Annotated in this window: 22 protein-coding genes and 1 pseudogene; all 23 read right to left on the bottom strand. The window is 35.2% G+C overall.

The features are described 5' to 3' along the window. Positions 1–227: 227 nt before the first annotated feature. A pseudogene (locus COD11_RS08720) lies at positions 228–1,262 on the bottom strand (DNA topoisomerase); the annotation flags it as partial. Positions 1,263–1,525: 263 nt separating this feature from the next. Then, positions 1,526–1,957, bottom strand: coding sequence for a cell wall hydrolase (locus tag COD11_RS08715; RefSeq protein ID WP_098796379.1), 432 nt, complete (start codon positions 1,955–1,957; stop codon positions 1,526–1,528). Between the two features lie 198 nt (positions 1,958–2,155). Continuing rightward, a complete protein-coding gene (locus tag COD11_RS08710) occupies positions 2,156–3,331 on the bottom strand; it encodes a glycine C-acetyltransferase (RefSeq protein WP_098796370.1) in 1,176 nt (391 codons plus the stop codon). A 63-nt stretch (positions 3,332–3,394) separates the two neighbouring features. Then, on the bottom strand, positions 3,395–4,435 hold the full coding sequence (gene tdh / locus COD11_RS08705; RefSeq protein ID WP_176551018.1) for an L-threonine 3-dehydrogenase: 1,041 nt from the start codon (positions 4,433–4,435) through the stop codon (positions 3,395–3,397). Between the two features lie 210 nt (positions 4,436–4,645). After that, positions 4,646–5,515, bottom strand: coding sequence for a 2-oxoacid:ferredoxin oxidoreductase subunit beta (locus tag COD11_RS08700; RefSeq protein WP_098796369.1), 870 nt, complete (start codon positions 5,513–5,515; stop codon positions 4,646–4,648). 1 nt (position 5,516) lies between these two features. After that, a complete protein-coding gene (locus COD11_RS08695; protein WP_098796368.1) occupies positions 5,517–7,253 on the bottom strand; it encodes a 2-oxoacid:acceptor oxidoreductase subunit alpha in 1,737 nt (578 codons plus the stop codon). 199 nt (positions 7,254–7,452) lie between these two features. Continuing rightward, the gene (locus tag COD11_RS08690) at positions 7,453–8,376 is read right to left on the bottom strand and encodes a dipeptidase (RefSeq protein WP_098796367.1); all 924 of its coding nucleotides are present in this window, start codon (positions 8,374–8,376) and stop codon (positions 7,453–7,455) included. Positions 8,377–8,517: 141 nt separating this feature from the next. Further along, a complete protein-coding gene (spoVS, locus tag COD11_RS08685) occupies positions 8,518–8,778 on the bottom strand; it encodes a stage V sporulation protein SpoVS (RefSeq protein WP_003181955.1) in 261 nt (86 codons plus the stop codon). Between the two features lie 310 nt (positions 8,779–9,088). Next, positions 9,089–9,883: a TIGR00282 family metallophosphoesterase gene (locus tag COD11_RS08680; RefSeq protein WP_098796366.1), complete on the bottom strand. Its 795-nt coding sequence runs from the start codon at positions 9,881–9,883 to the stop codon at positions 9,089–9,091. A 130-nt stretch (positions 9,884–10,013) separates the two neighbouring features. Then, on the bottom strand, positions 10,014–11,576 hold the full coding sequence (rny, locus tag COD11_RS08675) for a ribonuclease Y (RefSeq protein ID WP_379050119.1): 1,563 nt from the start codon (positions 11,574–11,576) through the stop codon (positions 10,014–10,016). Between the two features lie 492 nt (positions 11,577–12,068). Beyond that, the gene (gene recA / locus COD11_RS08670) at positions 12,069–13,109 is read right to left on the bottom strand and encodes a recombinase RecA (RefSeq protein ID WP_098796364.1); all 1,041 of its coding nucleotides are present in this window, start codon (positions 13,107–13,109) and stop codon (positions 12,069–12,071) included. Between the two features lie 301 nt (positions 13,110–13,410). Beyond that, on the bottom strand, positions 13,411–14,661 hold the full coding sequence (locus tag COD11_RS08665; RefSeq protein WP_098796363.1) for a competence/damage-inducible protein A: 1,251 nt from the start codon (positions 14,659–14,661) through the stop codon (positions 13,411–13,413). Positions 14,662–14,673: 12 nt separating this feature from the next. Next, on the bottom strand, positions 14,674–15,252 hold the full coding sequence (gene pgsA, locus COD11_RS08660; protein ID WP_098796362.1) for a CDP-diacylglycerol--glycerol-3-phosphate 3-phosphatidyltransferase: 579 nt from the start codon (positions 15,250–15,252) through the stop codon (positions 14,674–14,676). Between the two features lie 120 nt (positions 15,253–15,372). Beyond that, positions 15,373–16,254 (bottom strand): helix-turn-helix domain-containing protein, encoded by an 882-nt coding sequence (locus COD11_RS08655; protein WP_098796377.1) that lies wholly within the window; start codon positions 16,252–16,254, stop codon positions 15,373–15,375. A 7-nt stretch (positions 16,255–16,261) separates the two neighbouring features. Beyond that, complete coding sequence (locus COD11_RS08650) at positions 16,262–17,053, bottom strand: DUF3388 domain-containing protein (protein ID WP_098796361.1); 792 nt, start codon at positions 17,051–17,053, stop codon at positions 16,262–16,264. Between the two features lie 152 nt (positions 17,054–17,205). Beyond that, the gene (locus COD11_RS08645; RefSeq protein WP_098796360.1) at positions 17,206–17,463 is read right to left on the bottom strand and encodes a DUF3243 domain-containing protein; all 258 of its coding nucleotides are present in this window, start codon (positions 17,461–17,463) and stop codon (positions 17,206–17,208) included. Positions 17,464–17,534: 71 nt separating this feature from the next. Then, positions 17,535–18,251 carry an elongation factor P 5-aminopentanone reductase gene (ymfI, locus tag COD11_RS08640; RefSeq protein WP_098796359.1) on the bottom strand — a complete coding sequence of 239 codons (717 nt, stop codon included), beginning with the start codon at positions 18,249–18,251 and terminating at the stop codon, positions 17,535–17,537. A 128-nt stretch (positions 18,252–18,379) separates the two neighbouring features. Then, positions 18,380–19,669, bottom strand: a complete 1,290-nt coding sequence (yfmH, locus tag COD11_RS08635; RefSeq protein WP_098796358.1) for an EF-P 5-aminopentanol modification-associated protein YfmH — start codon at positions 19,667–19,669, stop codon at positions 18,380–18,382. Beyond that, entirely contained in the window at positions 19,666–20,943 is a 1,278-nt protein-coding gene (gene yfmF, locus COD11_RS08630) for an EF-P 5-aminopentanol modification-associated protein YfmF (RefSeq protein ID WP_098796357.1), read from the bottom strand. Before yfmF ends, yfmH begins: the two co-directional genes overlap by 4 nt. A 149-nt stretch (positions 20,944–21,092) precedes the next feature. Then, positions 21,093–22,322, bottom strand: coding sequence for a bacillibactin exporter BcbE (gene bcbE / locus COD11_RS08625; protein ID WP_098796356.1), 1,230 nt, complete (start codon positions 22,320–22,322; stop codon positions 21,093–21,095). A gap of 144 nt (positions 22,323–22,466) precedes the next feature. Then, on the bottom strand, positions 22,467–23,420 hold the full coding sequence (locus tag COD11_RS08620) for an ABC transporter permease (RefSeq protein ID WP_379050906.1): 954 nt from the start codon (positions 23,418–23,420) through the stop codon (positions 22,467–22,469). Between the two features lie 6 nt (positions 23,421–23,426). Continuing rightward, complete coding sequence (locus COD11_RS08615) at positions 23,427–24,473, bottom strand: ABC transporter permease (RefSeq protein WP_098796354.1); 1,047 nt, start codon at positions 24,471–24,473, stop codon at positions 23,427–23,429. After that, entirely contained in the window at positions 24,470–25,999 is a 1,530-nt protein-coding gene (locus tag COD11_RS08610) for an ABC transporter ATP-binding protein (RefSeq protein ID WP_098796353.1), read from the bottom strand. Before COD11_RS08610 ends, COD11_RS08615 begins: the two co-directional genes overlap by 4 nt. Positions 26,000–26,059 lie beyond the last annotated feature (60 nt).

Genomic DNA, 26,059 nt, shown 5'->3' with positions numbered 1-26,059 from the left:
ACTTTATTCTAGCAGTCACACGTGCTATTCTTCTTACTAAAAAGTTTAAATTTTATTATGAATGAATAGCTATTGTATAAAATATAAATATAGATTGTCCCAAATAATCTAAATACCTGTAATTGGTCTCCGGTTATGGTTACGGGTCTCCGGTTATGGTTTTCGCGGAAATACTAATTACCCCATTATGTCCACTTTCATTATGTCCACAACATATGGACATGCTATAAACCGTTATAATTCAACTTTTCTCCTATTCTATCAATTATGTCCATATCCTTTTTTGTATATAATGAACGTGGATAAGATACTATTCCCTTTTGATAGAGTGATTGAACAATATCTAATGTTTTCTTAGGTGAAAACTTAAATGCCTTGTTGGCAGTTGCCTGTAGAGAGGACAAATTAAAAAGCATGGGCGGTTGATATTCTTTTCTTTCAGTTATCAAATCTTTAATTTCAGCAGGCTTTCCCATACAAAACCCCGCTATTTTATTTGCTAGTTCCTTATCCATTACACGTGTTTGCTGATCTTTATGCCATTTCCCTTTATATTTCTTGCCATTGATGTTAAATGTTGCAACAACCTCCCAAAATGGTTCAGGTTTAAATGAATCAATTTCCTTTTCTCTTTTAACAATCAGTGCAAGTGTTGGAGTTTGAACTCTCCCTGCTGAAAAAATATCATTCATTCCACGTTCTTTCAGCAATAAAGAATAGACTCTAGAGGCATTCATTCCAACGAGCCAATCTGCACATGCACGAGAATAAGCCTCATAAAAGAGATTTTTTGTTTTTTCATCGTCTAATAACTGTTGAAATCCCGTTTGTATAGCAGCTGGTGTTAATGAGGATATCCATAATCTTTTTATTGGCTTTTTTACTCCTGATAAATGGATAATATTCCTGATAATTAACTCCACTTCACGTCCAGCATCACCCGCATGAATAATTTCGGTTACGTTTGGATTGTTTAATAGCTGTTTAATAATATAAAACTGTTTTGATTTTGATTTCGTTACTTCGTATTGAAACCTATCTGGAATTATAGGCAGCATTGAAATAGACCATTTTTTCCATTCTGGTTTATAAGCTTCTGGATTACTTAATTGCGTTAGGTGACCTATAGCCCATGTGAAAAAAGCACCTTTTGGAAACAGTTCATTAGGTTTCACCTCAAAATAACCATCCCGCTTTACTCTTTGAAATTGTGCACATAGGGTGGAAGCTTGGTCAGGTTTTTCAGCTATAATTATTTTCATTTTTCTCACCTTGCATATTCAATCTATTAATTTTAAATTTCATTCTAATCTAGTTTACTTTATTTCTTTATTTCTGAAAAATGGCAGAAAATAAAGTTTTTATCTTCATAAATTTATATTTAATTAGAAAAACTTGGATTTTCTAAAAGTATTAACTATGAAAGCCTTAGTTTATCATATATTTTTTTCTTTAAAATCTTATTTTTATGATATATAAAAAAACACCACATTTTTGTGATGTTATTAAGAATTATTTATTTTTATTAAAATGTATTAAACACATTTGGACAATCAGACTGAGTCGGTGAATAGAAACAATGATTTTTAAATCTTCCAGCGTTCCACTGATTATACCATTGTGCAGGACACGTTCCAGAAGGCTTAAAAAACCACAATGAATTTGTTGCTGGATGGAACCTTTCACCATTAATAACTCTACGAGCTAAACGAATATCCAGTTCTCTTGCAGATTGATAAAAATATCCTTTAATTGTAGCTTCAAAGCCCCCTGGTCGTTGATATACCATTTTTCTTATTGTTCTTATATCTTTAAAGTCTAAACAATTGGATCTTGTGCGATTAACACCGACATTACCAACCATAAGCATTCCAAGTTGACCATCACCTTCAGCCTCTGCCCTCATTAACCGCGCCAAAAGCTTAACATCTGCTTCAGTTGCCTTTACAACTGCCACAAGCTCACTCCCTTTCACCATGCTATTCTCATTTATATGATGTAGGGGAATGTCCTGTTGCACGGGTTTTAAAGTGGTCTAACTTTTATGGTACCTGTTACTACCCGATATTTGTTGAGGTGTGTCGATTTATTATAAGGCTTTAGAATCACTTACCTCATGATTATTTACTAATCTTTATAAAATTCTAAGTGAAATTTAGATAATCTTTAATTCTTTTCCTGCTTTCTCAAACACACTAAGTGCCTCTTCAAGGTCTTCTATCGAATGCTCTGCTGTAACAATTGTGCGAACGCGAGCGTGACCTTTAGCGACAGTAGGAAAAGCAATGCCTTGAGCAAATACACCATATTCTAACAATTTATCTGAAAATTTGTGTGATAATGCTTCATCTCCAACAATAATCGGGGTTATAGGAGTTTCACTTTTCCCGGTATTAAATCCAAGTTTTGCTAAACCATCTTTAAAAAACTTAGTATTATCCCACAGTCTATTAATTAAATGTGGTTCATCTAATAAAACCTTTATCGCTTCTATACATGTGGCAGTAACTGCAGGTGGATGAGATGTACTAAATAAAAATGGTCTGCCTTTATGAATTAAATAATCAATAAGTGTTTTTTGTCCGGCTACATAACCTCCCAAAACCCCGATTGCTTTACTTAGTGTTCCTACTTGTATATGAACACGACCATCTAAGCCAAAATGGTTAACCGTTCCGCGCCCATTTTCTCCTAATACACCTGAAGCGTGTGCATCATCAACCATTACCAAAGCATGGTATTTTTCTGCTAATTCTACAATGCCAGGTAAAGGGGCAATATTACCATCCATAGAGAATACACCATCCGTCACAATAACACGGACTCTATAATTCTCTGATTCTTTTAGTGCTCTTTCAAGGTCTAACATGTTTACGTGTTTATAAACCTTTCTATCTGCCTTTGTTAACCGAATACCATCAATTATGGAAGCATGATTTAATTCATCTGATATTACAACATCCTCACTTGTTAATATAGAGGAAAGTACCCCTTGATTTGTTGTAAATCCGGATTGAAATACTAATGAAGATTCCGTATGTTTAAACTGAGCAAGTTTTTCTTCTAAATCTTTATGCATAGTAAAAGTACCAGCAATCGTTCGTACTGACCCTGTTCCTGCTCCATAGTTTTCGACAGCTTTAAGTGCCGCAGAGCATAAGCGAGGATGCGAAGTTAAACCTAAATAATTATTTGAAGATAATTGGATAACTTTTTTACCATTAATAACAACTCTTGCTGACTGGTCAGATTCTAAAGGTATTAATTGACGAAATGTTCCTTGCTTCTTCATTTCTTCTAACTCTGATTGTAAAAACTCAAAACCGTTCATTTAAATCTCCTCCTATAAAATAGATATATATAATCCTATGATCACTAATGTAAGTGCTTTCATTTATGGGTGTAAAACAACTTTTCCACAATTCCCATCCATCATTAAATCAAAACCTTTTTCAAACTGCTCTAATGAAAATCTATGTGTAATAAGAGGCTTTAGATTTACCTGTCCTGAATGAATTAAGGCCGATACTTGCTTCCATGTTTCAAACATTTTTCTACCAGTTATCCCTTGAATCGTAATCCCCTTAAAAACAATATCGTTTGTTACATCAAATTCAACAGGTTTAGTAGGTAAACTTAGAATTGACACACGCCCTCCATTTGTTACCATTTTAAACCCTTGGTTAATTGCAACTGGATGACCTGACATTTCACATACAACCTCTACTCCATGACCGTCAGTTAACTCATAAACAACTTTCAACGGATCTTGGTATTTAGAATTCACAATTATAGTTGCACCGAGTTGTTTAGCTAGTTGTAATCGATATTCATTAATATCTACCGCAATGACCTGAGATGCACCTGCAGCTTTTGCTATTCCTACAGCCATAATTCCAATTGGGCCACATCCTATAACAGTAACTGTTTTACCAATCACATCACCTGCTAATACAGTGTGCACAGCATTTCCCATTGGTTCTTGAATAGAGGCAATATCATATGGCATATCTTTAGGATTTTTCCATAAATTTGTTGAAGGCAAGGCAACATACTCTGCAAAACACCCTCCTGTATCAACACCAATAATTTTAGTAAATTTGCATATATGTGCTTTACCCGTTAAGCACTGCGGACATTTTCCACAAACTAAATGTGTTTCCGCGGAAACAGAATCACCTACTGTAACATTTGTCACCTTTGCTCCTATTTCAAAAATTTCTCCTGAAAACTCATGACCAAAAATATAAGGTGGGTTTACTCTGCTAGCTGACCACTCATCCCATTTATAAATATGAACATCTGTTCCGCAAATTGACGTAGCTTTTACCTTAATCAATACTTCATTTTCCGAGATTTGTGGAATGTCAACCATTTCTAATAGTGCCCCAAATCCTCTATGGTGTTTTACAAGCGCTTTCATCTTTCCGTTCACAGTGAACACCCCTTACTCCAAAAAAGCTTATATAACAATATCTTAACATGTAATATTTATTTGTAAACATCATTGTCCATATACAGTGGACGTTTGATTGCTTATAAAATAAAATGTTAAATATGATTCATTTTACCTAATCCTTCCTCAATGAATTTTAATTTAAAAAAAGAGGGGACTGAATTTTAAATTCAGTCCCCTCTAAAATTATTACATAAATTCCGCTATCATTTTATTAAATTCTTCCTCTTCTATTGTTAAATCAGCTTGAGAAAGAGGTGTTTCACTATACCCATTAATCATTTCTTGGTAAGATTTTTGCTCTGTATTTTGATAGATTAAACCTGTAACCAATCCATTATGCTTCATAAGAGTTTGCATCGCCACTTCTTTATTGTGTGGGTCATATCCTTCTACATTTGAAAGTTTAGTTAAATTTTCTTTAAACCAATCGTACGTATTTACTTTATTGTACGTTACACATGGGCTAAATACGTTAATTAATGAAAATCCCTTATGGTTAATTCCTGCTTCAATTAAAGCTGTTAAATCTTTAAGGTCTGTAGAGAAGCTTTGTGCTACAAATGTAGCACCAGCAGTTAAGGCCATTTCCATAACCGATAATGCTGATTCAATTGAGCCTTGCGGAGTACTCTTCGTCACAAATCCAGCATCACTTCGAGGTGAAGTTTGCCCTTTTGTTAATCCGTAAATTTGGTTGTCCATGACAATATAAGTAATGTCAATATTACGACGAATAGCGTGAATAGTATGACCCATTCCGATCGCAAATCCATCACCATCTCCACCAGAGGCAATAACAGTCAGATCTTTATTTGCCATTTTAACACCTTGTGCAATTGGTAAAGAACGACCATGAATCCCGTGGAATCCATATGAATTAATGTAACCTGAAATACGACCTGAACAGCCAATACCAGAAACAACTGCAAGCTCATCTGGTGTAAGTCCAACATTAGCCGCTGCACGTTGAATTGCTGCTTGTACTGAGAAATCACCACAGCCCGGGCACCAGTTTGGTTTTACATTGTTACGAAAATCTTTAAATGTTGCTGCCATGTTACATCAACTCCTTGCTTCTAGTATGAATTTCATGAGGTAGGAATGGATTGCCATCATATTTAAGTAAAGAAGAGATCTTATTCGCATTTCCTACGTTCATTTTAAGAAGACTCGCAAGTTGACCTGTTGCATTATTTTCTACAACAATTACTTTTTTTGCCGTTTCAACTAAAGGTAGGATTTCATCACTCGGGAATGGATGAATAAGACGGATTTGTGCATGATTCACTTTTATCCCATCAGCTTCTAGACGCTCCATAGCTTCTTCAATAGTCCCACGAGTTGATAAATAACCTACGAGTAGAACATCCGGATTTTCATGCTGAACATTTTTATAAACAGGGTTTTTAAATTCCATGTTGTTAAGTTTTCTTAAACGTTTATCCATTTGAGCTACACGATTCAAAGCAGATTCAGATGGCTTACCTGTTTCATCATGTTCAACCCCTGTTACGTGGTGAATTCCGTTTTTCATGCCTGGAATGACACGTGGAGAAACACCATCCTCAGTTACTTCGAAACGTTTAAAGTATGCTTTGTTTTCAACTTCTGGAAGATCATCTGCAACAAGCTTTCCACGACGAATTTCTATTTTGCTGTAATCTAATGGTTCTACTGTTTGCTTGCCAAGAGAAAGCTGTAAGTCTGATAATAAAATAACAGGCACTTGAAATTCTTCAGCAATATTAAAGGCTTCAATTGTATCGTAGAATGCTTCTTCCACTGTACTTGGAGCCATTACAACCTTAGGGATCTCTCCGTGAGTACCATAAATCATTGCCATTAAGTCTGATTGTTCTTGTTTGGTTGGTAATCCTGTACTTGGACCACCACGTTGTGTATCAATAATAACAAGTGGTTGCTCCGTCATACCTGATAGACCGATTGCTTCCATCATTAAAGATAAACCAGGTCCCGCGGAAGCTGTAAATGTACGAGCTCCAGCATAGTTTGCTCCAATTGCCATTGTACAAGCAGCAATTTCATCTTCTGTTTGAATAACAGCACCACCGAACTTAGGTAACTTTTTAATTAAATATTCCATAATTTCTGAAGCAGGTGTAATTGGATATGCAGCCATAAAGCGTGAGCCACCTGCAATCGCGCCTAATGCAATTGCATCATTTCCAATCATAAACATACGTTTTTTACCGTCAGCTTTCTCTAAATAAAGATCCTGACGTTGGAACTCAAGTTGTTCTTTCAAATATTTTGCTCCATTTTCAATAGCCAGCATATTTTTTTCTACAATTTGTTCGCCTTTTCGGCCATATATTTCATTCACAACCTCATGATATTGACTTGGATCAATATCGAGTAATGCACTTGTTGCTCCAATAGCGACCATATTTTTCATTAAAGAAGTACCAAGCTCTGTTGCTATTTCAGTAAATGGAACTGAAAATAAAGTTATATCCTCATTTTCTGGAATGGTAGGATTAAATTTAGCATCTGCAAGCACAATTCCACCCGCACGAAGTTCGTGGAAGTTTACATCAATTGTTTCTTGGTCAAAAGCTACTAAAATATCAAGATCATCCGAAATTGATTGAACTTTTGTTGTACTTACACGAATTTTATTATTGGTGTGGCCACCTTTAATTCGAGAAGAAAAATGACGATAGCCATATAAATAATACCCTAGTCGGTTTAATGCAATAGAGAATACTTCACCTGTACTTTCAATTCCTTCTCCTTGCTGTCCCCCAACTTTCCATGAAAGTTGACTAATCATGTTTCTACACCCCTCATTTAAAGAATATGGTTTATTTTTCTATCTTTTTCATATTTCAATGATGTTCAGTTTTATAGAAATTTCTAAACTCTAGTGAAATTATTGGAATTAATACTAAACGTATTCAATTTTAGACCTTACAAGAAAAAAATACAAGACTTTACTTAAAACTTTACCGAATTAAAGAAGCTGATTTATATTAATATGAAATATGGTTTATAAAATTTTGATAGATAAATTTTTCAACTAGAGATTCTGGATAATTACGTTGAAGTTCATTGATAAAAGGTTCATAACACAAGTAATTTTCAAGTCCTACTATTGTTTGATCTATTCCATCAAAGTCAGATCCAAAACCAATATGATTTTCTCCCCCTAACGAGCATAAATGATCTATATGCTTTAATAAATCCTTGATCGTTGGTTGTTCATAATTTGTCGTAAAAAAGGGAACAAATGTTATACCCATCATTCCGTTTTTCCTAAAAAGTGCAACAATTTGCTCGTCCTTTAAATTTCTTACATGTGTACAAAGATGATGAGTATTAGAGTGTGAAGCGATAGGATACTCAGCTAAGTCTAATCCTTCCCAAAAGCTTCTTTCACTTGTATGAGATAAATCTGTCCACAACCTTTTCTTATTTAAAAATGTAATAACATCCTTACCAAAATTCGTTATTCCAGCATTCCTTGTTTCTTGTGCTCCATCTGCCACAAGATTTGCATAATTCCACGTTAAGCCAACTGAACGAATTCCAAGTTCATACAACAATTCAAGATTTTCAAGACGGTCACCGACTGCATCACAGCCTTCTAAAGTTAAAACAGCCCCGATTTCACCCTGTTTTAAATCATCAATATCCGATTTTGTTTTAATCAATTTAACATCGTTAAACTCGTTTAAAACCTTTTGATAAAAGATGTTTATCTGTTGCTGAGCAGCATCTAATTTATGAACAAATGGAACGCTCTCAGGTACAAAAATAGCAAAACATTGTATCGGTTTTTCCATTTGCTTTAACTTTGAGATAGAAACATGTAATCTCTCATCTTCATAAACATTTATAGTTGGGTCCTCCCATAATTTAAATAACATGTCGCAATGCGCGTCAAATAGTGCCATGAACTATCTTCTCCTTTCATACGTTGGACTATTTCATTATATTAATAGAATAAAGCTTAAAATATAAACAAAAAAACAGGGCTTGACTCCTATTGAGTCAAACCCCTATCCTTTCTGCAACTCTTCCATCATTAATGTAGCTTATCTTGGCTCCACAATGAGTTTAATAGCTGTACGTTCTTCTCCGTCTATTTGAATATCCGTAAAAGCAGGTATACATATTAAATCAACACCACTTGGTGCAACAAAGCCTCTAGCGATTGCTACAGCTTTCACTGCTTGATTAAGAGCACCAGCACCAATTGCTTGAATTTCAGCTGCACCTCTTTCTCTTAATACTCCAGCTAATGCACCAGCGACTGAATTAGGATTTGACTTTGCTGAAACCTTTAATATTTCCATTTCTAGTTCCCCCTTCATTTTCAATGAATCCTTGAGTGTTCATTAGAACAATCATTGGCATATCTTGTTTAAAAGGAACTCCCCTAAATTCCCTTTTAAACAGTGTTAGTTATATATCCATTGATACTATATTCACTAGAGTTGGAAAATATTCCTGCTTGTTCGCACATTATTTCGAAAAATTCTAAATGTTATGGTACATTATGTTATTTTGAAGACTCGTCCAATCAATGCTGGATTCTTTAAAGACAATAGGTCTTCAAGTTACCCACTGTCTCCCGCTCTTTTTTTCAATCATTTATATTCTTAACTATTCAAAAAACATATGATCATCATTAATAAGGATTCTTTCAATTTTTGAAGCCTTGCCCGTTTTATCGTTAATATCAACTATAATGCCACTTAATTGGGTTCTACCATTAGCCACATCATGACGAACAGGTAGACCTGTAAGAAATCGTTTTAAAATCATTTCTCTATCTACCCCTAATATGCCATCATAAGGCCCCGTCATACCAACATCTGTAATATATGCTGTTCCTTTGTCTAAAATTCTATCATCAGCTGTTTGAACATGCGTATGCGTCCCAACAACAACCGATGCACGACCGTCTAAATACCAGCCCATTGCCTGTTTCTCACTAGTTGCTTCTGCATGAAAATCGACAAAAATAAGAGATGTACGCTTTTTGGCTTGCTCAATCAGCTCATCAGCCTTTTTAAATGGACAGTCCGAAGGTGGCAAAAATGCACGCCCTTGCAAATTGATTACAGCTATCTCTCTTCCTGCAATAGTTACAAATATCATGCCTTTTCCTGGATTATTTTCTGGAAAGTTCGCAGGGCGAATCATATTAGGTGCTTTATCGATAAATTCAAAAATTTCTCGATTATCCCAAGTGTGATTTCCCATTGTAATGACATGGGCACCAGCTTGAATAAACTGCTGATACATCTTTTCTGTAATCCCTCTCCCATGTGCGGCATTTTCTCCATTAATAATAATAGCATGTGGCTGATATTTTGTTTTCAGTTTAGGTAGGTACTCTTTAATCATTTCTCTACCAGGTGAACCAAACACATCACCTATAAATAAAATTTTCATATGTATTTCCTTTCTATCATTTAACATGTTTGAACTATTTTTGTTGAACTCAACACATAGTAACCGTTGTTCTTAGATTTAGTGTTACACAAAATTGAGCAAAAATAAAGTGGCGCATTTCTGCACCACTTTATTTTGCGTATTCAACAGCTCTTGTTTCACGAATCACAGTAACTTTAATATGACCCGGATAATCGAGCTCTTCTTCAATTCGTTTTCGAATATCTCTTGCTAAGCGATGTGCTTGTAAGTCATCAATACTATCAGGTTTAACCATAATACGTACCTCACGGCCAGCCTGGATGGCAAATGATTTCTCAACACCTTCGTAAGATTCAGATATTTCTTCAAGCTTTTCTAGTCGACGAATATAATTTTCTAGTGTTTCACTACGTGCTCCTGGTCTTGCTGCAGATAATGCATCAGCAGCTGCCACAATAACCGCAATAATCGATGTAGGTTCTGTATCACCATGGTGTGATGCAATGCTGTTAATTACAACAGGATGCTCTTTATACTTTGTCGCAAGTTCTACACCAATTTCCACATGACTACCTTCAACTTCATGGTCAATAGCTTTTCCAATATCATGAAGTAAGCCTGCTCGTTTTGCCAATAATTCATCTTCTCCAAGCTCAGCAGCCATTAATCCTGATAAGAACGCAACTTCCATAGAGTGCTTCAAAACATTTTGACCGTAACTAGTTCTAAATTTCAATCGACCAAGAATCTTAATCAAGTCAGGATGAAGCCCATGAACTCCAACTTCGAACGTTGTTTGTTCTCCAATTTCACGAATATATTCATCCACTTCACGACGAGATTTCTCAACCATCTCTTCAATACGCGCTGGGTGAATACGACCATCTTGAACAAGCTTGTCTAATGCAATTCTTGCTGTTTCACGTCGAATTGGATCAAAGCCTGACAGGATCACTGCCTCAGGTGTATCATCAATGATAAGGTCTATCCCCGTTAATGTTTCTAACGTACGAATATTACGCCCCTCACGTCCAATAATACGACCTTTCATTTCATCATTTGGAAGATTAACAACAGAAACAGTAGTTTCAGCTACATGATCTGCTGCACATCGTTGAATAGCAAGTGACAGGATTTCTTTCGCTTTCTTGTCAGCTTCTTCTTTAGCACGATTTTCGCTTTCTTTGATCATTACAGCGATATCATGTGTGAGTTCATTTTCTACCTTTTCAAGAATAATTCCTCTTGCTTCATCTCTTGTAAGGCTAGATATGCGCTCAAGCTCTGTTTGCTGTTTACGCACAACCTCGTCCACTTTGCTTTCCATCTCTTCAATATGCTGTTGTCTTTCATTAAGAGAACCTTCTTTTCTCTCTAGCATCGCTTCACGTTTATCTAAAGACTCATCCTTACGATCCAGATTCTCTTCTTTTTGTAATAAGCGATTTTCTTGTTTTTGAAGCTCGTTTCTTCTCTCACGAACTTCCTGTTCTGCATCTGTGCGGAGCTTATGAATTTCATCTTTTGCTTCAAGAAGCGCTTCCTTTTTAGTAGCCTCAGCATCACGCTTTGCTTCTTCAAGAATTTGCTCCGCTGCGTTATTAGCACCAGCAATTTTTGCTTCGGCAATAGATTTACGAACAAAATAGCCAACAACTGCACCGACGATTAGGCCAAGCAAAATGGAGATGATTATTGATACTACGTCCATTATTACACCTCCTCTTGCTATGAACTTGTTTTTTCTAGATTAAAGTGTCGGCATGTACATTGTTCAATTATAAGTTGTCAACATACAGCACAAAGCTTTGTTTTCATGTTGAACCTTGCGTCTTTAAACTATTTGACATAAGACTTTTTCAAGTACCAACATTTTCGGCTTTCAAAATGCTTCAATCATCATTCTACAAAATTGTAAAATATACATCTCAATTGTAAATCTGTGAATTTTTCTTGTCAAGCCTGTCATTATAATGTTTCTAAGCATTTTGTTCAATCTTATTTCCATGACCTTTGTGATAACTAGCGAAAAAGGATGATTTTTGTAGAATTATGTCACAATATTTTATGCAATATTATTTATCGTTATTTATCGTTTTTCTTACTAATAAAATTCTTTAATTCATATGTATTTAAACAAATATCACATTATTTTTTCTAATAAAAATAAAAAAGGGGCAAAACGCCCCTTAAAATTAAATGATTATTCCCCTAATAAGTTAAGCTCTTCTTGACTTTCATCTGGTACAGTAACTTCTTCGTCTAGACCATAATGTTTTCGAATTTGACCCTGTATTTCTAAACGTATTTCAGGGTTTTCCTTTAGGAATTGTTTGGCATTTTCTCGACCTTGACCTAAACGTTCTTCATTATATGAATACCAAGAACCGCTCTTTTGAACAATATCCAAATCCGAACCCATATCGATGATTTCGCCTTCTTTTGAAATTCCCTCACCGTACATAATATCAACTTCTGCTACTTTGAAAGGAGGTGCCACCTTATTTTTAACTACTTTAATTTTTGTTTTATTTCCGACCATATCATTACCTTGTTTAAGTGTTTCAGCACGGCGAACTTCTAAACGAACAGAAGAATAGAATTTTAAAGCACGACCACCAGGAGTTGTCTCAGGGTTTCCGAACATCACGCCTACTTTTTCACGAATTTGGTTAATGAAAATAGCAATTGTTTTAGATTTATTTATAGCACCTGATAATTTACGTAATGCTTGAGACATCAGTCTTGCTTGAAGACCAACATGTGAATCACCCATCTCACCTTCAATTTCAGCTTTAGGTACTAACGCTGCAACTGAGTCAATAATTAAAATATCAACTGCACCACTTCGTACAAGAGCTTCAGCAATTTCTAGTGCTTGTTCACCTGTATCAGGTTGTGAAAGTAGTAATTCATCGATGTTTACACCAAGTTTTTGTGCATATACAGGGTCAAGTGCGTGTTCAGCATCAATAAATGCTGCTTGACCACCTTGCTGTTGAACCTCAGCGATGGCATGTAGTGCTACAGTTGTTTTACCAGAGCTTTCAGGACCATAGATTTCTATGATTCTACCACGAGGATACCCACCTATACCTAACGCAGTATCAAGTGCTAATGAACCACTTGAAACAGTTGATACCTTTCGATCAGTTTGCTCTCCTAATTTCATAATAGATCCTTTACCGAATTGCTTCTCTATTTGTTTTAACGCCATATCTAAGGCAGCTTGACGATCACTCACAAAATTTCCTCCTTAAAGTTCATCTATAATAAATATACCCCTTTTTATCTTGTTTGCCAAGTGAAAAGCGAACATTTATTCGATTATTTTATTTTAATGTTTTTAAAGTCACTATATATCTACTTTTTTATATAAAGAAAAAGTAAATTTCAGATAGTAAGGGAGTTCTATTTTTAATTTTTACTTATTTTCGAATCGTTTGTTGATTTTTACAGCAAAAACAGACTAATTTTCTTCATAGAAAAAAAGACTGCTAAGCAAAAGTCTAATAATAGATTTGGGCTTAACAGACTTCATTATATCATTCAATTTCGTTTAATAGTTTGACTAAATAATGACATCCATACTTTACCGAGCGAACACGAATTCCCTTTCTAGATCCAGCTAGATTCAGTTTAAAAACATTGGAATTCTGATCGCCCATAGAAATAGCAATAAAAACTGTCCCTACAGGTTGTCCCTCATGTGGTTGTGGTCCTGCAGCACCTGTAAAGCTAATGCCTATATCACTTTTAGAGAGCTTTCGGATTTGCTCAGCCATTTCCCTTGCACATTCCTCGCTAACTGCGCCAAATTGTTCAAGGGTACGTTTTTGCACCTTCAAAATTTGCTCTTTCACTTCATTTGTATAAGAAACAATACTACCTTTAAAAATTTGGGAAGCACCATCTAAAGATGTTATGTACTCTGAAAACATTCCACCTGTTAAACTTTCAGCTGCAGAAATTGTTTTCCCTTTTTCCATCAATAGTTTATTTAATTCATGAACAAGGGTTGTCTGTTCATAACCATAGAAAAACTCACCTACACGGTCATTAATTCTTTTCTCTGTCTCATCAAGGAGTTTTTGTGCAATATGTTCATCTTTATGCTTAGCTGTAAGTCTTAATGTTACTTCTCCATCCGCTGCCAGAGGAGCAATTGTCGGATTTGTTTGTCCATCAATTATATCCTGTATATCTGTTTCAAGCTGGGATTCACCAATTCCAAAATATCTTAAAACACGTGAAATAATTTTATCTTGAAAACCTAGTTTTGTTTGGAAATATTCTCTTCCATAATTCTCAAACATTGGCTTCATTTCACTAGGCGGGCCTGGCAAAAGCATATAAATCATTCCGTCAATATCAACAGCCATTCCAGGAGCCATACCATAGTCATTTTTTAAAATGTAGGAGCCATCAATAACCAATGCTTGTTTTTTATTATTTTCAGACATGCTACGTTTTGTTTGAGTAAAATAACGTTCGATACTTTCTAAAGCTTCCACATCAAACGTAAGCTCTCTTCCCAACACTTTTGAAATTGTTTCTTTTGTTAAATCATCCTTAGTCGGACCGAGGCCTCCAGTAAAAATGATAACATTAGAACGTTCTTTTGCGTTGTTAATCGCTGATTCTAGACGTGAAGGGTTATCTCCAACTACGGTATGATAATAAACACTCAAGCCAAGTTCAGCTAACTCTTGTGATAAAAATTGGGCATTACTGTTCACTATTTGACCTAAAAGCAACTCCGAACCAACGGCGATAATCTCTGTTCTTATGTTCATGAACAATCCCCCTTATTTAGAATTTACAAAGGCTTGTTTATTTTTAATAAAGTAGTCCCATCCAGAATAAACAGTAAAGAAAGTTGCAACCCATAAAGAAATAGTTGCAAATGGAATGTTCATAAATTCAAATGGTAAATTGTTAAGTAATAAAGCTGAAATGGCAATAATTTGCGTCCATGTCTTAATTTTCCCTAACATGTTGGCTGCCACAACCTCTCCTTCTCCGGCTAACACAAGGCGAAGACCGGTTACTGCAAATTCTCGACTTATGATAAGAATAACCATCCACGAAGGTGCAGCCCCCAGCTCCACTAAAATAATTAGAGCAGCTGACACGAGTAGCTTGTCTGCTAATGGATCCAGAAATTTCCCTAGATTCGTAACTTGATTCAATTTCCTTGCATAATAACCATCAATCCAATCAGTTGTTGATGCAACAATAAATAGAATAGCTCCTACAAAATGAGTTGTTAAGATTGATTCCGAACCAAACGTTAGTTCTCCCCAGTTAAATGGGACTAACATAATAACCATAAAAACTGGTATTAAAAGAATCCTTGAAATGGTAATTTTATTCGGTAAATTCATGTATATTCCTCCATTTTATTGAACTCAAGCATTTACATGCAAAATGGGACGACCCCATTAGGGAGTATGAACCTCTACTAATAATGTAGTGGTTCATACTCTTCTTCCTGAGTCAGTCCCCTATTCTTTCTTATAAATGATGGTAATGTCCTGTGGCGTGGTTTTTGTATCTTGAAATTGCAGGAGCTCACCATTAATTTTCAAGTCTGTCCCTGGTACATTTCCAACTCTAATTGTTATTTCTGATTCTGCAGTTAGATCATTTACTTTTGTTTCACCTTTAGGGATTTCTTCTCCATAGAATGTTTTACCTTTTCCGTTTCTAACTCTAACCCATGTCCGATCCTTTGCAACAACTTCCAGCTGAAACTCTTCAGCACCTGATAGCTCATAAGTCGTTGTTGTTCCTTCCACTACAGACAGGCTTTGAGCAGGTGTTTCAGGTTCTTCTGGTTCTGCTGCTTCCTCTTTTGGCGCCTCTTCCTGGGCAGCTTCTTCTTCGTTAGCCTGTTCATCTGTTGTTGTCGTATTTTCTACTATTTCAAATTCAACATCATTTGCTTCAGCCATTTTGTTTTCATTATTAGCATTGTCTTCAGCTGCATCTTGTCTCCATAACCATAATAAAATAGCCACTACTACAACTACAGCTATCGTTAGAAGTTTAGGTAAAAAGTCTATAAATTTAGACGCAGATTTTGGCAATTGTTTATGTGTTCTTACTCTTGATAACTGCTCAGGAACATCTTCCTTGTGTGTGCTTGGTACATCGTTCTTGTATTCTTCAAACAGCATTTCCGGATCTAAATCAACTGCTTCAGCATATTGCTTTATAAATGCTCTTGCATAAAATTTACCAGGCATCATAGCATAATTGCCTTCCTCAATGCCTATCAAGTAACGCTTTTGAATTTTTGTTATTTCCTGGAGATCGTCCAAGCTCATATTCTTTTCTTCTCTTGCTTGTTTCAGTCGATTTCCTAGTTCACTCAACCGTAACACCCCATAATTAAAAGTCAAATCCTGAAAGACTTGAAGAGTCGAACATTGTTGGTCCCTCTTCAACATCTTTATATGTAATTTCCTCGTCAGGCTCGTTGCGAATTTCTATTATGTAATCAAAATCATCAATTGTATACTCTGTATTCTGTACAAATATATCAGGATGCTCAACAACCTTAGTAGCAGAAAGCCTCATAATTTCTCTTACAAGCTGTAAGTGTTTTTCAGATCCTCTTCTCGTTGAAACAATTCCATCGATAATAAACACATTATCTTCACTATATTCATCGGCAATCAACTGGCTACGAATGGTTTGTTTAAGTAACGTAGAAGAAACAAACAACCATTTTTTATTAGCACAAACACTAGAGGCCACAATTGATTCTGTTTTTCCAACCCGAGGCATTCCGCGAATTCCAATTAACTTATGACCTTCTTGTTTATATAATTCTGCCATAAAATCAACCAATAGTCCAAGTTCGTCACGCACAAACCGGAAAGTTTTTTTGTCGTCTGCATCTCTTTGAATATAACGACCATGTCGAACCGCTAATCGATCACGAAGTTTTGGAACTCTAAGCTTTGTAACAGTTATGTTATCCATTGTATTTAAAATTGATTCAAGTCTGCGGACCTGATCATTACTTTCACATTTTAGTAAAAGACCCCGACGGGAATCGTCAACACCATTAATTGTAATAATATTAATTGCCAACATTCCTAACAAGGAAGACACATCACCTAATAAACCGGGACGGTTCTTTTGAATTTCATATTCCAAATACCACTCATATGGCAAATTAAACCCTCCTCTTTAACAACCACTATTATTTATAATAAATGATTTTCCTCAAAGAAGAAAGAGAGAAAGAAACGTATAAGATAAAATGATTTCTCGACTAAAGTACAAACCCTCGTTTTATCAAAGAAAAAGAGAGGATCTCTCCTCTCTTAGTGCGAACCATTGTTTTGAACAAGTTTCACCATCATGTTTGCAATCGCATGTTGTTCTTGTTCAGAAGCTACACTCCATAAATCTGCTAGTACTTTTTCTTGTGGGTTTTTAGCTTCTACTTGCTTCGCTAAATAATCACCAATTTCAAACGCTAAGTTAGAAATAACTTGATCGTTCATTCCTTCGTTTTGGGCATGATCTAAACGATCACCAAGGAAATTTTTCCACTCATTCCAATTTTCTAATACAGACATAGGAGTTCCTCCTTTTTAATTGATACAAAATTATTGTTCCAAGGGGAGGAGTATTTTATACAAATTTCTTTTTAAATCCATCCACCATTTACGGAAATAACTTGACCTGTAATATAAGAGGATTTTTCTGACGCTAAAAAAATAACAGCCTCTGCAATTTCATCAGGTGTGCCTAATCTTCCTAATGGAATTTCTTCTTGAAGTTCAATTATTTCCTCATCCGTAAATTGAGCAAGCATTTTAGTAGATATCGCTCCTGGTGCAATGGCATTAACTCTAATATGACTTGGTGCAAGCTCTTTTGCGAGAGCCTTCACATAAGCATTTTGTCCACCTTTCACCATTGAATACAAAACCTCACAAGAAGCACCTGTAATCCCCCAAATAGAGGATATAAACAGGATATTACCTTTACGGTTTGTAATCATCGAAGGTATTAGCTTTTGTATTATGCGAAATGGACTCGTTATATGTAGTTCTACCATTTGATCAATCTCTACATCATTTAGATCTGTTACCAACCCATAATGACTCATACCACTAGTAAACACAACCAATTCAACAGGCATCTTTATATGTCCAAGTAACTCTTGTACACCCGTTTTGCTTGTCAGATCAGCTTTAATCGGAAGAATTAAGTTGTCATTATACAAGCCTTTTAACTCCTTTAATACCTTTTCATTCTGATGATAATGGACATATAAATGATACCCCTCACTAATTAATTTTTTGGAGATAGCAATGCCAATGTCACCACTCGCTCCAGTTATAAGTGCGTATTTATCCATAACTTACTCCTTTAATAATCATTCTATATGTTATGTAACTACCGTTAGCTTCCTTTTAAAGTGAATTAAATTGCCGCTTCCCTATTATACAGAAAAAAGATCTGACTGAGTCAGATCTCTCCAATAAATTATTTTGGTACCACTTGACATACTGAAAATAACTCTTCATCTACTGCTTCTTGTAATACGTTAGTTATATCTTCTTGAGTTAATGATTCTAACATTGGGACTACATCAAATAGGTTCATCTCATTAAATGCATAGCGTGTAAATTGATTGGCAATGTATTCTGGTGAATTAACGGCTCTCAAAAATGCCCCAATTTTTTTCTTTTTAGTCGCCTGGAATGTTGTGAAGTCCACACCATCTTTTTTGGCACTAAATAATACTTGTTTAATTTTGTCTGCAAGGAGATCTGGATTTTCCGTATCTCCACCGATCATAGCAAATCCAAATCCTTTTTCTTCTGTATAATCATAGCTGAATGTGTCATCAATTAAACCTTCTTTATATAATTCCTCGTAGTGCTTTGAACTTTTACTGAAGAGCATATCGAGAATAATATTCATAGAAAGCTCAAATTTCAACAACTCTTTCCCCACTCGATTAGGGTTTTTAGCTTTCAATCCGACTAAACATTTTGAGCTTTGAACATTCATTTTTAATTTCTCAATTTTTTTAAATACCCCAAGTGGTTCATCTGGAAATTCCCTTTTTATTTCTGGTTGAGCTGTGAAATCTTTTTTACCTTGGTTAGTTCTTACCTGATTTAATATTTCCTCAGGTTCAACTGCACCTACAACAAATAAGAGCATATTACTTGGATGGTAGAACGTGTTATAGCATTCATACAAGGAATCCTTCGTAATTTTAGCAATAGAATCAACGGTTCCGGCAATATCAATTCTAACAGGATGATTTTGATACAAATTTTGAATTAATCCAAAATATAAACGCCAATCAGGATTATCATCATACATATTTATTTCTTGCCCGATAATTCCCTTTTCTTTCTCCACTGTTTTTTCTGAAAAATAGGGATCTTGCACAAAATCAATTAATGTTTCTAGGTTTTTTTCAACTGAGCTTGTGCTTGAAAATAAATAAGCTGTTCGAGTGAAGGATGTAAAAGCATTTGCAGAAGCACCTTGCTTACTAAACTGCTGAAATACATCTCCATCTTCCTTTTCAAATAATTTATGTTCAAGAAAATGAGCAATCCCATCGGGTACAGAAATCATCTCATTTTCATTTAAAGGGACAAATTGATTATCAATTGATCCATATTTCGTCGTAAAAGTGGCATAAGTTTTGTTAAAACCTTTTTTAGGTAACACATAGACATCAAGCCCATTTGACATTTTCTCGTAATATAATGATTCTTGTAATTGATCGAAGCGAATAGGATTTGTTGTCATGCCGTTCCCCCCATTCCTTTTAAGAAATAAATTGTATCTAGCTCAACCTTTTGAGCAACTTTAGTTACTTCTTCTTTTGATACCTTTTCAATTCCATTTAAATAGTCCTCAAATGACCGATTTATATTTGCGATAACGTTATGGTAAACAATTTCAACTAAGCCATAAGCAGTATCTACAGTTTCTAGTAATTGATTTCGAATTACAGCCTTGGTTTGCTCAAACTCTTGTTCAGTGAAATCTCCGTTTTTCATTGCTGCCATCTGTTCTTTAATAATGGAAACTGCCTGATCATAATTTTGAACCTCAATTCCCGACATAACCATTAGTAATCCTTTATGACTTTCTACCCTTGATGCTGCATAATAAGCTAAACTCGCTTTTTCACGTACATTGATAAATAGTTTCGAATGAGAAAAGCCACCAAAAATTCCGTTAAAGACCTGCAGAGCATAGTAATCCTCATCTTTATACGTACTATTTGTTCGATAGCCGATGTTTAACTTACCTTGCTTTACATCCTGTTCTTCGATTACTTCTTTTTCTTTTATTTCTTTTTTATATGGGGTTTGGACTACAGGCTCACGGCTGTTGTCAAAAGTAAAATATTTACTCACATACCCTTTTACTTCATCTTGTTCAAGATCCCCTACAACATATAGATCAATATGATCTGTCTGAATGCATTTTTGATAATATTCATACAAAGATTTTGCATCAATTTTATCTACATCTTTGGTTTCACCATTCACATGTAAAGCATAAGGCTCATTTTTACACATTTCTTGTACAAGTCTTAAATTTGAATACCTCATTTTGTCATCATTCACAGATTGAATGCGTTGCTTTAAGGTACGTTTTTCTTGAGAAACTATTTCATCCTGAAATGCTTCATTTTCTGTAACTGGTTGCAATAAAATTTCGGATAAAAATTTAATACCTTGTTCTAATAATGGAGTAGCATCTGTTAAAAATTTTTCATTTGCAATTTCCATTCGAAAAGATATAATGTGATTTTCACCCTTTTTTGATAAATCTACATGAAGTGTTGCGCCATACAATTCATCCAAATGTTGTCTCAAAACAGTGCTAGTCGGGAAATTTTTTGTCCCTCTTTGAAGTACATATGGTAATAGCGCTCTATATGTAACATCCTGTTCATTTAAAGGGGCTAATAACTTAAGAACTATGGTATTGGTTTTGAATTTTGCTGTTGAGACGGTATGCAAAGATAGACCGTTTACATCTGTTTGCTGTTCATGAAAATAAGACATGAAGACCCTCCTTTTTTCTATTTTCAATTTGTTTGTAATTATATCAATACAAGGATAATAAAGGAAATAATACACTTTTATTTACTATCTTATCCTGACTCTTAACATAAAATTCTATACAAAAAAGAAACCGAAAAAATTCGGTCTCTTTACGCTAACTTTGGCATTTGCTTTGGATCTTTCTCAAGATCCTTAACTTGGATGAAAAGCAACACAACCATAACTGCTATCACACTTGAACCTGCAGAAATGTAATAGACAAGATGTTCACTAGTAGACATTAAGTATGAATAAACTGGAGGACCTGCTGCAACACCAATAAATCTCATTGCACTATATATTGATGTAATTGTACCTCTCTCTTCTTTTTCTATTCCTTCTGTGATTAAAGCATCTAAACTTGGTAAGGTAATCCCAATACCTATTCCAGTTAAAACTAAGAAAGAAATTAAAAATATCAATGTATGTTGTACTCTTAATGCAATAAACGAAATTGTAACTAATCCCATGCCAGCGATAATAACCGTTTTCATTAAATTTTTATTTTGACCAATTTTCTTCCCGGATATGAAAGAACTAACCGATAAAGGCAGTAATGGAATAGCTAAAACTAAACCTTTTTTTACTCCATTAATGTTATATTGTTTTTCTAACATGTCCGACAAGAAAAATAAAATTCCAAATAGAACGAACATGATAATACACCCAACTGTAAAAATGGCAAAAAGCCATTTCCCATTTTCTTTAAAAATACCTTTTACACAGTGGGCAAATTCCTTAACTGTTTGTACTTCTTTATCCTTTGTTTTTGGTACTTTTACAAGGAAAGCTACTAACAAAACACTAATTAAACTAAAAAAAGGAATAAACCAAAACGGGAGGAACCATAAAAAAGCTGCAAGAGCTGCACCAATTATTGGACTCAACACCTTACCTGCAGTGTTTGCTGTTTCGGTTAACCCAAGACCAGCACTTATTTCTTCATCACTTTTAAACATATCTCCTACTAATGGCATAACGACCGGTGCTGCTCCTGCAGAACCTATTCCTTGAAGCACACGTCCTATTAAGATCCATATGTAAGGATCTTCAATTTTCCAAGAAGCCCATCCAGAAACCGCTCCACCTACCCCAGCAATAATTAAACATGGAACCATCACAATTTTTCGCCCAAACCGATCTGATAAGTAACCCGCTATTGGAATTAAAATAATCGCAACAATCGAGTATACAGTAATAATTAAAGATACCTGAAAGGCACTAATATTTAATTTTTTTGAGATGAGAGGTAAAACAGGAATCAGCATTGAATTTCCTAATGTCATAACAAGAGGAACAGATGATAATGCAAGTAAATCAAGCTTCTTTGGTGCTCCCATATTTTCTTCACCTGTCTAAAGATTATTTTGTTAACAAGTTCATTTTGCGTAATATTGGTCTAACATATACTGGAATTAAGTAACAGTAGTTCAGCATGGTGGTTTACAGTAAAAAAGCTTCTCCAGTTTGGAGAAGCTTTTTCATTATCGTTTTCCCTTTTCATAAGGTGTTCCCAATGCTTTAGGTGAATCAGCACGGCCGATAAATCCTGTTAATGCAAGAATTGTTAAAACATAAGGAAGGATAAGTAAATAAACAGCTGGGATATCTTTTAAAAACGGGATTGTTCCACCTATAATACTCAAGCCTTGAGCCAGCCCAAAGAATAAAGCTGCTCCCATTGCTCCAAGCGGGTGCCATTTTCCAAATATTACTGCTGCAAGTGCCATAAATCCTTGACCACTTATCGTCGCATGACTAAAGTCTCTAGAAATAATGGTAGCATAAACAGCACCACCTAAACCGGCAAATGCACCACTTAATAGAACTCCTATATACCTCATTCTAGTTACATTAATCCCCATAGTATCAGCAGCCATTGGATGTTCTCCTACTGAACGTAAACGAAGTCCAAATGGCGTCTTAAAGATTACATACCAAACAACAATCGCAGTGAAAATTGCTAAATAAGAAGTTACATATCCACCTGAGAAAAATATTTTTCCAATAATCGGGATATCACTTAATAATGGTACATCCATTTTGTTAAAACTAATATTGATTCGATCAGTTTGCCCTTTTTCATAAATATTTTTAACAAGGAATAATGTTAAACCAACCGCCAAGAAGTTAATTGCAACACCACTTACAACTTGATCTGCCTTAAACGTAATAGAAGCTACAGCATGTAATAATGAAAAGATCGATGCAGCAACCATAGCAGCAACGATAGATAGCCACGGAGTAGCATTTCCAAATACTTCAGCGAACTGTAAATTAAATACAATTCCTACAAAAGCACCAATAACCATTAAACCTTCTAGACCGATATTAACAACACCTGAACGTTCACTAAAAACTCCTCCAAGTGCAGTGAAAATAAGTGGAGCCGCAACGAATAAAGCTGTTGGGATAATGATTTCTAAAGCTTGTAGTATGCTCACTTATTTCCCCTCCTTTTTAAAACGTAATAATATCCAACGGATAAAATAGCTAGAAGCAACGAAGAAGATAATAAGCGCAATAATGATTTCAACAAGCTCATTTGGAACACCAGCTTCAGAAGGCATATTTAACGCCCCAACTTTTAACCCGCCAAACAAAGCTCCCGATAGGATAATACCAATTGCAGCGTTCCCACCAATAAGTGCAACAGCAATACCATCAAATCCTATTCCAGTAAATCCATTTTTAACTGAAACATATTCAAACGTTCCAAGACCTTCCATAGCCCCGGCAACGCCCGCGAAAACACCTGATATTACCATAGAAAGAACAATGTTACGACTAACATTCATACCAGAATAATGTGCTGCATCGTGATTAAATCCTACAGCTCGTAGTTCAAAGCCTTTTGTTGTTTTCTCAAGTAAGAACCACATAATAAAGGCACCGATTAAAGCAATAAAAATTCCATAATGCATACGTGAGTAATCTGTTATACTTTCAAAAAACTCAGAACGTAGTGATGCAGACGGGAATATTTTGTCAGTGGAATCACTGTTATCAGTAATAACCTCTCTTATTAGATAATTCGTTACGTGCAGTGCAACATAGTTCATCATAATTGAAACGATTACTTCATGGACTTTAAATCTAGCCTTTAAAAATCCAGGAACAAAAGCCCATAATGCACCCGCTAATCCAGCAGCGATAATTGCTAATGGAAGATGTATAATTGCCGGTAACTCAAACGCAACACCAACCCAAACAGCTGCTAACCAGCCAACGATTACTTGACCTTCAACACCAATGTTAAAAAGTCCTGTTCTATAAGCAAAGGCAACAGCTAAACCAGTAAGAATATACGGTGTTAATTGTCTAACTGTTTCACCAATATAATAAGTGTCACCAAAAATTCCATACCATAACGCACTATATCCAGCAATAGGATTGTATCCACTAACAAGCATGATAATTGCACCTGAGATTAATCCTAAGATGACCGCAATTACAGGAATTAATAAGTTCATATAACGATTTAAATTCATGACTGGTTACCTTCTTTCTGACGCTTACTTCCCGCCATAAGGAGTCCGAGTTCTTGCTCAGTTGTTTCTTTAGGATCCACGATATCAACGATTTGCCCTTCATAAATAACAGCAATTCGATCACTTACGTTCATAATTTCATCCAATTCAAAAGAAATTAGAAGTACTGCTTTCCCTTTATCACGCTGCTCAATTAATCTGCTATGAATGAATTCAATCGCACCAACATCAAGACCTCGCGTAGGTTGAGCTGCAATTAATAATTCGGGATTACGATCAACCTCTCTCCCTATAATCGCTTTTTGTTGATTTCCACCTGAGAGAGCTCTAGCAAGTGTTGAAGAACTTGGTGTTCTAACATCAAATTCCTTAATAAGTTCCTTTGCTTTATCATAAATGGAATTAAAGTTTAAAACACCACTTTTTGAAAACGGCTGCTTATAATAAGATTGTAAAACCATGTTTTCACCAATTGGAAAGTCTAGGACGAGTCCATGTTTATGTCTGTCTTGTGGGATATGCCCAACCCCTGATTCAGTTATTTTTCTAGGATGAAAATTTGTAATTTCTTTATTGTTAATTTTAATCGAACCAGAGCTGACTTTTCTTAATCCTGTTATCGCTTCAATTAGTTCAGTTTGACCATTACCGTCTACACCTGCAACACCGACAATCTCACCAGCTCGTACAGATAAGTTCAAAGAATTAACCATTGCAACCTGTCGATTATCCTTTACGATAAGATCATTAATAGTTAAAACATCTTCCTTTGGTTTAGCAGGAGTTTTTTCAGTTTTAAAGGAGACCTCACGTCCTACCATAAGTGAAGCTAATTCATTTGGATTTGTATCAGCAACATTTACTGTTCCAATTCCTTCACCTTTGCGGATAACCGTAACCCGATCACAAACTTCCATAATCTCTTTTAACTTATGTGTAATTAAGATGATTGATTTTCCTTCTTTTATCAACGTCTTTAAGATTTGAATTAACTCTTTAATTTCTTGTGGAGTCAATACTGCTGTCGGCTCATCAAAAATTAAGATTTCAGCACCACGATATAGAGTTTTTAGAATTTCTACACGTTGCTGCATCCCTACTGATATATCAGATATTTTTGCCGACGGATCTACTGCTAAACCGTATTTTTCAGATATCTCTTTAACCTGCTTCTCAGCATCTTTTATATTGATTGTCGTTCCTTTTTTCGGCTCATTTCCTAATATAATGTTTTCTGTAATAGAAAAAGTATTGACCAACATAAAATGCTGGTGGACCATGCCGATCCCTAAATCGTTCGCTATATTAGGATTGGTAATATCTACTTTTTTCCCTTTTACTTTTATCTCCCCTTTTTCAGGTTGATATAAGCCAAAAAGAACATTCATTAAAGTTGATTTTCCTGCACCATTTTCACCTAATAAGGCATGAATTTCGCCTTTTTTCACTTGTAATGTAATATTATTATTTGCTACTATGCCAGGAAATTCCTTACGAATATTTAGCATTTCAATTACATATTCCAACTTGCTCACTCCTTTTTCCTGAACAACTTATGGTTTTCACGTTTCATTTTGCTAAAAACT

This window comes from Bacillus sp. AFS040349 (genome assembly GCF_002577655.1).
Classification (GTDB): Bacteria; Bacillota; Bacilli; order Bacillales; family Bacillaceae; genus Metabacillus.
This window is presented reverse-complemented; position numbering and strand designations above follow the sequence as displayed.

Excerpts from the sequence above, each read along its gene's own strand:
- yfmF (WP_098796357.1), bottom strand. The coding sequence starts at position 20,943 with ATGTCTTATTTTCATGAACAGCAAACAGATGTAAACGGTCTATCTTTG.
- COD11_RS08665 (WP_098796363.1), bottom strand. The coding sequence starts at position 14,661 with ATGAACATAAGAACAGAGATTATCGCCGTTGGTTCGGAGTTGCTTTTA.
- COD11_RS08645 (WP_098796360.1), bottom strand. The coding sequence starts at position 17,463 with ATGTCTGTATTAGAAAATTGGAATGAGTGGAAAAATTTCCTTGGTGAT.
- COD11_RS08710 (WP_098796370.1), bottom strand. The coding sequence starts at position 3,331 with ATGAACGGTTTTGAGTTTTTACAATCAGAGTTAGAAGAAATGAAGAAG.
- bcbE (WP_098796356.1), bottom strand. The coding sequence starts at position 22,322 with ATGGGAGCACCAAAGAAGCTTGATTTACTTGCATTATCATCTGTTCCT.
- ymfI (WP_098796359.1), bottom strand. The coding sequence starts at position 18,251 with ATGGATAAATACGCACTTATAACTGGAGCGAGTGGTGACATTGGCATT.
- rny (WP_379050119.1), bottom strand. The coding sequence starts at position 11,576 with ATGGACGTAGTATCAATAATCATCTCCATTTTGCTTGGCCTAATCGTC.
- COD11_RS08680 (WP_098796366.1), bottom strand. The coding sequence starts at position 9,883 with ATGAAAATTTTATTTATAGGTGATGTGTTTGGTTCACCTGGTAGAGAA.
- pgsA (WP_098796362.1), bottom strand. The coding sequence starts at position 15,252 with ATGAATTTACCGAATAAAATTACCATTTCAAGGATTCTTTTAATACCA.
- spoVS (WP_003181955.1), bottom strand. The coding sequence starts at position 8,778 with ATGGAAATATTAAAGGTTTCAGCAAAGTCAAATCCTAATTCAGTCGCT.
- yfmH (WP_098796358.1), bottom strand. The coding sequence starts at position 19,669 with ATGACAACAAATCCTATTCGCTTCGATCAATTACAAGAATCATTATAT.
- COD11_RS08615 (WP_098796354.1), bottom strand. The coding sequence starts at position 24,473 with ATGAATTTAAATCGTTATATGAACTTATTAATTCCTGTAATTGCGGTC.
- COD11_RS08690 (WP_098796367.1), bottom strand. The coding sequence starts at position 8,376 with ATGGCACTATTTGACGCGCATTGCGACATGTTATTTAAATTATGGGAG.
- COD11_RS08695 (WP_098796368.1), bottom strand. The coding sequence starts at position 7,253 with ATGATTAGTCAACTTTCATGGAAAGTTGGGGGACAGCAAGGAGAAGGA.
- COD11_RS08700 (WP_098796369.1), bottom strand. The coding sequence starts at position 5,515 with ATGGCAGCAACATTTAAAGATTTTCGTAACAATGTAAAACCAAACTGG.